Source organism: bacterium (genome assembly GCA_030654305.1).
In the GTDB taxonomy this organism is placed as follows: domain Bacteria; phylum Krumholzibacteriota; class Krumholzibacteriia; order LZORAL124-64-63; family LZORAL124-64-63; genus PNOJ01.
The window spans coordinates 20,126-31,080 of record JAURXS010000096.1; the positions used below are offsets into that span (position 1 = coordinate 20,126).

At 69.7% G+C, this 10,955-nt stretch carries 8 protein-coding genes; 7 read left to right on the forward strand and 1 reads right to left on the reverse strand.

The window, feature by feature from the left end:
* Positions 1 to 68 precede the first annotated feature (68 nt).
* Entirely contained in the window at positions 69 to 1,787 is a 1,719-nt protein-coding gene (locus Q7W29_02630; GenBank protein MDO9170706.1) for a S41 family peptidase, read from the forward strand.
* 6 nt (positions 1,788 to 1,793) lie between these two features.
* On the opposite strand, the gene Q7W29_02635 is transcribed toward Q7W29_02630, so the two are convergent.
* Positions 1,794 to 2,993, reverse strand: a complete 1,200-nt coding sequence (locus Q7W29_02635; GenBank protein MDO9170707.1) for an aminotransferase class I/II-fold pyridoxal phosphate-dependent enzyme — start codon at positions 2,991 to 2,993, stop codon at positions 1,794 to 1,796.
* 136 nt (positions 2,994 to 3,129) lie between these two features.
* Between Q7W29_02635 and Q7W29_02640 the strand changes: the two genes are divergently transcribed.
* The 6 genes from Q7W29_02640 to Q7W29_02665 all read left to right on the forward strand — a co-directional run bounded on the left by Q7W29_02640 (position 3,130) and on the right by Q7W29_02665 (position 10,599).
* A complete protein-coding gene (locus Q7W29_02640; protein MDO9170708.1) occupies positions 3,130 to 4,095 on the forward strand; it encodes an ABC transporter ATP-binding protein in 966 nt (321 codons plus the stop codon).
* 1 nt (position 4,096) lies between these two features.
* Positions 4,097 to 4,948: an ABC transporter permease gene (locus tag Q7W29_02645; GenBank protein ID MDO9170709.1), complete on the forward strand. Its 852-nt coding sequence runs from the start codon at positions 4,097 to 4,099 to the stop codon at positions 4,946 to 4,948.
* A complete protein-coding gene (locus Q7W29_02650) occupies positions 4,945 to 5,889 on the forward strand; it encodes an ABC transporter ATP-binding protein (GenBank protein MDO9170710.1) in 945 nt (314 codons plus the stop codon). Before Q7W29_02645 ends, Q7W29_02650 begins: the two co-directional genes overlap by 4 nt.
* Position 5,890: 1 nt before the next feature.
* Positions 5,891 to 6,751, forward strand: a complete 861-nt coding sequence (locus Q7W29_02655) for an ABC transporter permease subunit (protein ID MDO9170711.1) — start codon at positions 5,891 to 5,893, stop codon at positions 6,749 to 6,751.
* Between the two features lie 162 nt (positions 6,752 to 6,913).
* A complete protein-coding gene (locus Q7W29_02660; GenBank protein ID MDO9170712.1) occupies positions 6,914 to 8,425 on the forward strand; it encodes a pitrilysin family protein in 1,512 nt (503 codons plus the stop codon).
* 38 nt (positions 8,426 to 8,463) lie between these two features.
* The gene (locus tag Q7W29_02665; protein ID MDO9170713.1) at positions 8,464 to 10,599 is read left to right on the forward strand and encodes a pitrilysin family protein; all 2,136 of its coding nucleotides are present in this window, start codon (positions 8,464 to 8,466) and stop codon (positions 10,597 to 10,599) included.
* The last annotated feature ends 356 nt before the right edge of the window (positions 10,600 to 10,955 follow it).

Here is a 10,955-nt window from a genome sequence, read left to right on the forward strand (position 1 = left end):
TCGCTTATGGATGTGCCCGAAATACGGGGTGCCCCGTCGCCCGCCACCCGTGAGAAAGCCGGTCGAGCATGATGGCCCTTGCGCGCAACTTCGCCGCCCTGCGGCGCCCCCTGCTGGCCCTGGTCGCCCTGGTCTCCCTGGCCGCGTCCGCGGCGCCCGCCGCCGCCCAGGATTCCACGCGCACCCTGGAGCGCCCGCGCGGCACCGACCGCCAGCGCTACATCGAGGCCCTGCAGACCCTGGGCAACGTCTACGAGCGCGTGTTCTACAACTACGTCGACGACGTCGACGCCGACGCGCTGCTCGAGGCCGGCATCAACGGCATGATGGGCTACCTCGACGAGCACTCGCAGTACCTGCCCCCGAAGAACTACGAGGACCTCATGATGTCCACCGAGGGGGAGTTCGGCGGGCTGGGCATCACCATCAACATCCGCGACCACTATCCGACCGTCGTCTCGCCGATCGAGGGCACGCCCGCCTTCCTGATGGGCATCCAGGGCGGCGACCGCATCGTGGAGATCGAGGGCGAGTCGACCTTCGACTTCGGCAGCGACGACGCCGTGAAGCTGCTGCGTGGCGAGCCGGGCACCCAGGTCACGATCACCATCCAGCGCGAGGGCACCAAGGACCCGTTCCCGCTGACCATCACGCGCGCCGTGATCGAGGTCGAGAGCGTGCCCTACGCCTTCATGATGGGGGACATCGGCTACATCCGCGTGCAGAGCTTCGCCCGCACCACGCCCGACGAGATCCGCGACAAGATCGCCGAGCTGCGCGCCCTGAACGCGCGCGGCCTCGTGCTGGACCTGCGCTGGAACCCGGGCGGCCTGCTGGAGTCCGCCAACGGCGTCAGCGAGCTGTTCCTGGACCACAACGAGCTGATCGTCTACACCAAGGGCCGCCTGCGCAACCAGAACCGCAGCTACTACGCCGAGAAGGACCGCCACGCCGCGGCGGGGCTGCCGACGATCGTCATGATCAACGGCGCTTCGGCGTCGGCCAGCGAGATCGTCGCCGCCGCCGTGCAGGACCACGACGCCGCGCTGGTCGTCGGCAAGACGAGCTTCGGCAAGGGGTCGGTCCAGACCGTCTTCCCCCTGAGCGAGGACAGCGCCCTGAAGCTGACCACGGCCAAGTACTACACGCCCAGCGGCCGCTCCATCCACAAGGACCGCCACGAGGACGACAGCGACCTCGACCTGACGCTGGAGCCCGCCCGCGACGGCCCGCCCGACGTCGAGCTCGACCTGCCGCGCGCCGAGAAGGAGAAGTTCGCCACCGACAGCGGGCGCGTCGTCTACGGCGGCGGCGGCATCACGCCGGACATCGAGGTCGAGCAGCCCTTCCTGGGCGACTTCGAGGTGGCGCTGGAGCGCGACGGGGCGCTGTTCAGCTTCGCCACCTGGTGGGCCGCCTACCACGACGTGCCGAGCGACCTGACGGTCGACGCCCCCATGTTCGCGGCCTTCAAGGAGCACCTGCGCAAGCGCGAGAAGATCGAGGAATACCTGGGCGTCTACGACCTGAAGCTCGACGACGAGCTGCTGGCCGCCAACCGCGCCTACATCGAGCAGGGGATCCGGCGCGAGCTGATGCGCCACAAGTACGGGCAGCTCGCCGCCTACCAGGTCGCCATCGAGGACGACGTCCAGCTGAAGGAAGTCCTGAAGCTCTTCGAGCGGGCCCGCAGCCTCGACGACCTGCTGCGCCTCGCCCGCGAGTGGGAGAGCTCCCAGGTCGCGGAGGCGGCCAAGCCGGACGCCGGCGCGCCCGTGGTCCGCTGACGGGGCTCAGATCCGGTCGAACGCCTGCGCGAGGTCCGCGATGATGTCCTCGGGGTCCTCGAGGCCCACCGAGAGCCGGACCATCGCCGGGTCGATGCCCACCTTCAGCAGCTCCTCCTCGGAGTAGGTGCTGTGGGTCATGGTCGCGGGGTGCTCGATGAGGGTGTCCACGTCCCCGAGGCTCACCGCGAGGGTGCACAGCTCCACGCTGTTCATCACCGTGCGGCCGGCGTCGCGGCCGCCCGCGACCAGGAAGCTGATCAGGCCGCCGAAGCCGGCCTGCTGCCGCTTCGCCAGCTCGTGCTGGGGGTGCGAGGGCAGGCCGGGGTAGATCACGCGCGTCACCTTGGGGTGCTTCTCCAGCCACTTCGCCACCGTCATCGCGTTCTCGCCGTGCTGGCGGACGCGCACCGCCAGGGTCTTCAGCCCGCGGATCAGCAGCCAGGCGTTGAAGGGGCTGATGCAGCCGCCGATGTCGCGCAGGGTCTCGAAGCGCGCGCGGGTGATGAACTCGGACGAGCCCACCAGGATGCCGGCGATCGCGTCGCCGTGGCCGCCGATGTACTTCGTCGCGCTGTGCAGCACGATGTCGGCGCCCATCTCCAGCGGCCGCTGCAGCACCGGCGTGCAGAACGTGTTGTCCACCAGCAGCGGGATGCCGTGCCGGCGCGCGATCGCGATCACCGCGGGCAGGTCGGTCAGCACCAGCGTGGGGTTGGCGGGCGTCTCGACGTAGAGCAGCTTCGTGGCCGGGGTGATCGCGCGCTCGAAGTTGGCGGGGTCGGTGGCGTCGACCTCCGTGACCGTGATGCCGAGGCGCGGCAGCGTGTGGGTGAACAGCTGGTGGGTGCCGCCGTAGAGGGTGTCGCCCGAGACGACGTGGTCCCCGCTGCCGCACAGGGTCAGCACGGCGGTGGTGCAGGCGGCCATGCCGCTGGCCAGGGCCAGGGCGGCCTCGCCGCCCTCCAGCGCCGCCAGGCGGCACTCCAGCGCCTCCTGGGTGGGGTTGCCCAGGCGCGTGTAGAGGAAGCCGTCGTTCTCCCCGGCGAAGATGGCGGCGCCGTGCTCGGCGCTCTCGAAGGCGAAGGTCGAGGTCTGGACGATGGGGCACGAGACCGGGCGGGCGGTGCGCCAGCGGCCGTCCGAGACGTGGCCGTGGCCGTGGATGCAGCGCGTCTGGAAGCCGTAGCTCTTCTTGTCGGACATGGATCCCCCCCGCCTTCCGGGCGGCGGGGGTGGGATTGCGCTTGCAATCTCCCGCCGCCCTGGAACAATGGGCCGGTCGCGACGTAGGAGCCCGCCGCAGACGTCGGCAACGTCCCGCAGAATACCAGGATTCAAGATGGAAGCCACCAAGACCGCTGTCAAACCCGCCGCCGCGGCCATCGCCGTGCGGGACTTGACGTTCGCCTACGCGGCGGCGCCGGTCCTGCAGGACGTGAGCTTCGGCCTCGAGAAACGGGCCGTGGGCCTGCTCGGCCCCAACGGTTCCGGCAAGACCACGCTGCTGCGGGCCCTGCTCGGCCACCTGCCGCTGAAGCGGGGGGCCGTCACGGTCATGGGCTGCGACATGGCGCGCGACCCCCGCGGCGCGCGCCGCCGGATCGGCTGGATGCCCGAGCGCGGCGGCATCCTGCCCGGCATGAGCGGCGTCTCCATGGTGGCCTACCTCGGCGAGCTCGGCGGCATGCCGCCCACCGACGCCCTGCAGCGCGCCCACGAGGTCCTGAACTACGTCGGCCTCGCCGACGAGCGCTACCGCGAGGCCGACACCTACAGCCAGGGCATGCGTCAGCGCCTGAAGCTGGCCCAGGCCCTGGTCCACGACCCCGACTGGCTGCTGCTGGACGAGCCGACCAGCGGCCTGGACCCGCGCGGTCGCGTCAGCATGCTCGAACTCATGCGCGACCTGGCCGCGAACAAGGGCTTCGGGATCATCCTGTCGACGCACCTGCTGGCGGACGTGCGCGAGGTCTGCCAGGAGATCCTGGTCCTGCGCCAGGGCCGGCTGCTGAGCCACGGCCGCGTCGAGGTGGCGCCGCCCGGGGCGACGGCGCAGTTCCTGGTCGAGGGCTTCGGCGACGAGCCGGCGTTCCTGGCCGCGCTGCAGGCCGCCGGGCTCGCGGCCGCGCGCCGCGAGCGGCTCCTGGAAATCACCGCCCCGGCCGACGCCGGCGCCCGCCTGGTGCTCGCGGCCGCCTCGGCCAGCGGCTTCGCGCTGCGCCGGCTGCAGCCGCGCCGCGAGACCCTCGAGGACCTGTTCTACCAGCTCGTCGACGACGCCGACGACGCGCGCAGCAAGGACTGACATGCCCGTCTACGAACGCGGATACCGTCCCTGGGAGCACAGCGGCCACCGCGCGCGCGCGCCCTGGTGGACGATCGCCCGGCGCGGCATCGCCGAGCCGCTGAAGAGCCGCCGCCTGCTGTTCCTGCTGGCGGTCGCCTGGGTGCCGGCCATCGTCAAGGGCGGCATCCTCTACTTCACCTTCCAGATGGGCGAGCTGTCGCGCCTGATCGGCGGCAAGTGGACCGACATCAGTCCGCGCGGCTTCCTGGCCTACCTGGGCTGGCAGTCGCCGTTCGTGCTGATCCTGCTGGCGATCATCGGCTCGGGCCTGATCAGCCGCGACCGCCGCGAGAACGGCCTCGCCCTGTACCTGTCGCGGCCGCTGGGCGTGCGCGACTACGTCCTGGGCAAGGGCGCCGTGATCATGTTCTACTACTTCGCCGTGACGCTGCTGCCCGTCTGGGCGCTGTGCCTGTTCGGCTACCTGGTGACCAGCGGCGCGACCGGGATGCAGATGCTCCTGCTGATCCCCCTGCAGGCGCTGGCCTACTGCCTGGTGACCGGCGCCGGCTTCACGCTGGTGCTGCTGGCCCTGTCCTCGATCGGCCAGCGCACGGTGTTCGTCGCCCTGTGGTGGGTGCTGCTCTACGCGGGCACCGACGGGCTCGCCCAGATCATGTCGCTGTTCAGCCCCGGCCTGCAGATCCTCAACTTCCCCGGCCAGTTCCTCAACGCGGGCATCGTCTTCTTCGGCGGCGAACCGCTGTGCGAGGTGCCGCCGGCGGCGAGCCTGCTGGTCGTGCTGGCCTACGCGGCCCTGGGCGCCTGGGTGCTGCGGCGGCGGATCAAGCCCGTGGAGGTGGTGGCGTGAACGTCGCACCCGCGTCCGCCACGGCCGTGCTGCAGGCGCAGCGGGTCAGCAAGTGGTTCGGCGAGGTCATCGCCGTCAACGACTGCACGCTCGCGCTGGGCCCCGGCGTGACCGGGCTGCTGGGCCTCAACGGCGCCGGCAAGACGACCCTGTTCAAGATGCTGTCGGGTCTGATCACGCCCAGCCAGGGGGAGGTGCTCATCCGCGGGCACCGCCTGCGCCGCGACGTGGGCCTGTTCCGCCGCGTGGGCTTCTGCCCCGAGAGCGACGCGCTGTTCGACTGGCTGACCGGGCGCGAGTTCCTGCGGCTCATGGTCCGGCTGATGGGCTACGACGGGACGGAAGTGGACGCGCGCGCCGAACGCGCGCTGGACCTCGTGCACCTCGGCGACGCCGCCGACCGGCGCATCGGCGCCTACTCCAAGGGCATGCGGCAGAAGGTCAAGATGGCCCAGGCCCTGGCCCACGATCCCGAGATCGTGTTCCTGGACGAGCCGCTCAACGGCATGGACCCCGTGTCGCGGCGGGAGATCGTCGCGCTGGTGCAGCGCCTGGGCGACGAGGGGCGCTGCGTGGTGGTGTCGAGCCACATCCTGCCCGAGATCGAGACCATGACCCGCTCGATCGTGCTGATCCACCGCGGCAAGCTGATGGCCGAGGGCGACATCACCGAGATCCGCGACGCGATCCACGACCGCCCCACCATCGTGGCGCTCACCTCGACCGAGGCGCGGCGCCTGGCGTCGTCGCTGGCCGGGCGCGACCTGGTGCGCGGGGTCGAGATCGACGAGTTCGGCCGCGTCGTGGCGCGCACCGACCACGCCGTGAACTTCTACCGCGAGCTGCCGGGCTGGCTGCTGGCGGAGTCCCTGCCCGTCGACGAGATCGAGACCCTCGACGACAACCTGCAGGCGGTCTTCGACTATCTGGTGGGGGGTTGAGATGAGCGTCGCCGCACCGCCCGCCGCCGCGGGCGCCGCCGCCGGGAACGACCGGCCGCTGGGCCTGGCGGTCTCGGCCTACTGGATCGCGTTCTTCTCCTTCCGCGAGATGGTGCGCCGCCGGCGCATCCTCTCGGTGGGGCTGCTGATGCTGCTGCCGGTGGTGCTGGCGGTGGCGTGGCGGCTCCTGGACCGCGAGGGGAAGATCCCGCCGGAGCTGCTGCTGGCCAACCTCAGCGGCATGGTCTACATCCACTTCATGGTCGCGATCGTCTCGCTGGCCTTCGGCCTGTCGGCCATCGGCGAGAGCGCCGACGAGGGCACCATCATCTACTACTGGACCCGGCCCCTGCGCCGCGAGGCCATCTACCTGGGGCGCCTGGTGGCGGCGCAGGCGGTGGCCGGGCTGCTGGTGGCGGGTTCGCTGGTCGCGGCCTTCCTGGTGATGACGGTGGGGAACTTCGGGATCATCTCGATGGACTTCCTGAAGCTCTACGTCAGCGCCTGCCTGGTCATCCTCTTCGGCGCGGTCGTCTACACGGCCATCTTCGCCGCCGCGGGCACCTGGCTCAAGAAGCCCATGCTGCCGGCCATCCTGTTCGCGTTCGGCTGGGAGTCCATCGGCGGCAACGCGCCGCTGCGGCTGCAGGAGCTGACGGTGGTCTTCCACCTGCGCAACCTGCTGCACAACACCGCGGCCTCGACCGGCGACATGCCCAACCTGCTGCAGGAGCTGAAGGTCATGCTCCTGCACGAGGTGCCGCCGTCCCCGTGGCACTCCTTCCTGGTGCTGCTGGCCGTGGCGGCGGTCGCCTTCGCCCTGGGTTGCTGGCTGCTGCGCCGCAAGGAGATCTTCCGCTGAGCGGTCCGTTTGACAGTCGTCGCGACCGGTGCTAGCGTTCGGGAGTTCCCCCGCCGCGATCGACCCAAGCGACAGTTTGCAGGCCCGGGCCCGCCGGGCGAATCCGAGGCTGCCCCGCAGCGCGCCCGCATCGCGCCGCCGGGGTCAACAGTTGGAGGCGTCATGTCCGTGATCCGCAAGACCCTGGTCCTGGCCGCCGTCCTGGCCGTCGCGCTGGGCGCCGTGTCGGCGTCGGCCGAGGGCTACCAGGACCTCAAGGACCAGGTCCGGGAGTTCACCCTGCCCAACGGCATCCATTTCCTCGTGCTCGAGCGGCACGACGTGCCGGTGTTCTCGTTCAACACCTTCATGAACGTCGGCAGCGCCCAGGAGGTCACGGGCATCACGGGCATCGCCCACATCCTGGAGCACATGGCGTTCAAGGGGACCGCCGAGATCGGCACCACCGACGCCAAGAAGGAGGCCCAGGCGATGAAGGCCGAGGACGAGGCCTTCGCCGCGCTGAAAACCGAGCGCCTCAAGGGCGACCACGCCGACCCGGCGAAGCTGGCCGAGCTGGAGCAGGCCTTCACCGCCGCCAAGGACGCGGCCCGCGCCTTCGTCGTCAGCAACGAGTTCGGGCAGATCGTCGAGAACAACGGCGGCCGCGGCATGAACGCCGGCACCGGCACCGACGAGACGAGCTACATGTACAGCCTGCCGAGCAACCGCCTGGAGCTGTGGGCCTACCTCGAGGGCACGCGCATGTCGCGCCCCGTGATGCGCGAGTTCTACACCGAGAAGGACGGCCCGGTGACCGAGGAGCGCCGCATGCGCACCGAGAACAGCCCGATCGGCATGCTCATCGAGCAGTTCCAGAACCTGGCCTTCATGGCCCACCCCTACCACCACTCGACGATCGGCTGGATGACCGACCTCAACACGATCACCCGCCAGGACTGCGAGACCTTCTACCGGACCCACTACGTGGGCCGCAACATGACGGTGGCCGTGGTCGGCGACGTCGATTTCGAAGAGGTCAAGCGGCTGGCCGGGAAGTACTTCACCGGCGTGTCGGCCGCCGAGCCGCCGGTGATCGAGACCTTCGACGCCCCGCAGAAGGGCGAGCGCCGCATGGTGATCGAGGACGAGGCGCAGCCCTTCTACATCTGCGGCTTCCACATCGGCAACTGGGCCCACGCCGACGCCGCGGTCTACGACGCCATCGCCGACATCCTCGGCCAGGGGCGCACCAGCCGCCTGTACGAGCGCCTGGTCAAGCAGGACAAGTCGGCGGTCCAGGCCTTCAGCTTCGCCGGCTACCCCGGCGACAAGTACCCGACCCTGCTGGCCGTGCTGGGCATGCCCGCTAAGGACGTCAGCGCCGAGCAGCTCGAGGCCGCGGTGCTCGAGGAGATCGCGAAGCTCGTGGACGGCGGCGTGACGGAGGAGGAACTGGCGGGCGTGAAGCGCCGCGCCCGCGCCAACTTCGTGCGCTCGCTGGAGGGCAACATGGGCCTGGCGGCCCAGCTGTCCGAGTACCAGGGCAAGCAGGGCGACTGGCGCCGCATGTTCAGCCAGCTCGAGGCCATCGACGCGGTGACCGTCGCCGACGTGCAGCGCGTCGCCGGCGAGATCTTCGTCCCCAACAACCGCACGGTTGCCTTCATCAAGACGGTCGAGGCCGCCAACTGACGCGACACCCGCGTCGCGCCATGGAAAGGAGACTGGTCATGAAGCGAATCCTGAAGACGGCGGCCCCGGTCCTGCTGCTGCTCGCGGCGGCGGCCCTGGCCTCGCCCGCGCTCGCGGCCCGCAGCAAGCCGTGGGAGAAGATCAAGACCCCGGTCCTGGGCGAGATCCAGCTGCCGGACTACCAGCGCGTGCAGCTGGACAACGGCATGGTGCTCTACCTGGCCGAGGACCACGAGCTGCCGATGATCGAGCTGTCGGCCACCATCCGCGCCGGCCAGATCTACGAGCCCGAGGGCAAGACGGGCCTGGCCTCCCTGACGGGCGAGGTCCTGCGCTCGGGCGGCACCGCCAGCTGGTCGGGCGACGAGATCGACGAGCTGATGGAGTCCCTCGGCGCCGTGGTCGAGACCTACGTCGGCGATTACACCGCCGGCGCCTACCTGTCGGCCCTGACCGAGGACGCCGACACGGCCCTGTCCGTCCTGGCCGAGATCCTGCGCAGCCCGCGCTTCGCCGAGGACAAGCTCGACCTGGCCAAGACCCAGCACAAGGCCGGCATCGCGCGGCGCAACGACGAGCCGATGAGCATCGCGCGCCGCGAGTTCTCCCGCGTGATCCTGGGCCCGGACCACCCGCTGGCCCGCAACGAGGAGTACGACACCCTCGGCGCGATCGCGCGCCAGGACCTGGCCGACTTCCACGCCGACTGGTTCGGCCCCGACCGCACCTACCTGGTCGTGATCGGCGACTTCGACGCCGCCGCGATGACCGGGAAGATCAAGGCCGCCTTCGCCGGCTGGCCGGCCGCGCGCCGGCCCCTGCCCGCGGATCCCGTCGCGCCCGACCTGCCCCGCACCGTGAACGTCGCCCCCAAGGACGACCTCACGCAGTCGACCGTGGTCCTGGGCCACAAGGGCATCCGCAACGACGACCCGCACTACGCCGGCATCGAGGTCGCCAACCGGATCCTGGGCGGCGGCTTCGCCTCGCGCCTGTTCAACGAGGTGCGCAGCGCCCGCGGCCTGGCCTACTCCACGGGCAGCGCCTCGGGCACCGACTGGCGGCAGCCGGGCGTGTTCGTGGCCTTCGCCGGCACCAAGAGCGAGTCCACCGAGCAGGCCGCGAGCGTCATGATCGAGCAGATCGAGAAGATGACGCGCGAGCTGGTGACCGCCGAGGAGCTGCGCACCGCGGTGGACGGCATCCTCAACAGCGACGTCTTCAACTACGACTCCAAGCGCGAGGTCCTGGACCGCATGGTGCTGTTCGAGATGAACGGCTACCCCGCGGACTTCCTGACCGGCTACCGGGCCGCGGTCCAGGCCATGACCGCGGAGCAGGTGCTCGAGGCCTGCCAGGCGGTCTGGAAGCCGGAGCGCCTGTCGGTGCTGGCGGTCGGCAACCCGGCCGACTTCGACGGCGACCTGAGCCGCTTCGGGGCCGTGAACATGATCGACATCTCGATCCCCGAGCCCAAGCTGACCCTGGAGATCCCCGCCGCCACGCCGGAGTCCCTGGCCGCCGGCCAGAAGCTCCTGGACCGCGCGGCGGCGGCCGTCGGCGGCAAGAAGCTGGCGGACATGAGGGGCTTCGCCACCAAGCAGACGCTCGCGGCCGAGATCCAGGGGATGTCCCTGAACATCACCATGGAGACCACCATCGTCCTGCCGGACCGCCTGAAGCTGATCCAGAAGCTGCCCTTCGGCGAATCCACGCAGGTCCTCGACGGCGACAAGGGCTGGGTCCAGAGCCCCATGGGCGTCCAGGACATCGAGGGCGCCGACGCCGCCAAGATGCGCGACCAGATCGCGGGCGACATGCTGATGCTGCTGCGCGACCACGCCGGCCGCACCTGCCAGGCCCTGCCGCCGGAGGAGCTGGACGGCAAGACCTGCGAGCGGGTCTACATCACCGACGAGGACGGCGAGTACACCTTGATGTTCCTCGACGCCGCGACCGGCCTGCCCGTGATGGAGCAGAGCAAGGGCGAGGCGCCGATGACCGGCGAGCCGGTCACCCAGAAGGTCAAGTACGACAGCTACAAGGATTTCGGCGGGGTGCAGCGCCCGGCGACGTTCACGATCCTGTTCGACGACGAGGTCTTCGCCACCGGGCAGACCACGTCGTTCACGCTGAACCCGACGGTTGCGTCGGGGTTCTTCGCGAAGCCCTGAGCCGACATTCCCGGAATACGTGAAAAGCGGGTGGTCGAGAGACCACCCGCTTTTCGATCGATTTGGAAGAAGCCGCGACCAAGGTCATCCGGGTTTCCCCAGGTAGCGTGAAGCCTTGCTGTTCCGGATCGTCTCCTGTGGTTGCAGCTTCTTCGCCATCAATTATATCAAATTTAACGACACTATTATGATTATATTTGAGCTTATATCGATTCGGAGTCATCGACGGGGAGCTCGTCGTGATCTAATCGAATATGAAATATAAAGATAAGACTTATTTGGGATCTTGTCGGACGAGCGGGGAATCGGCGAGCCATGGATGCCGCCGACGCAACGGTTCGGGATCACCGGCCTCA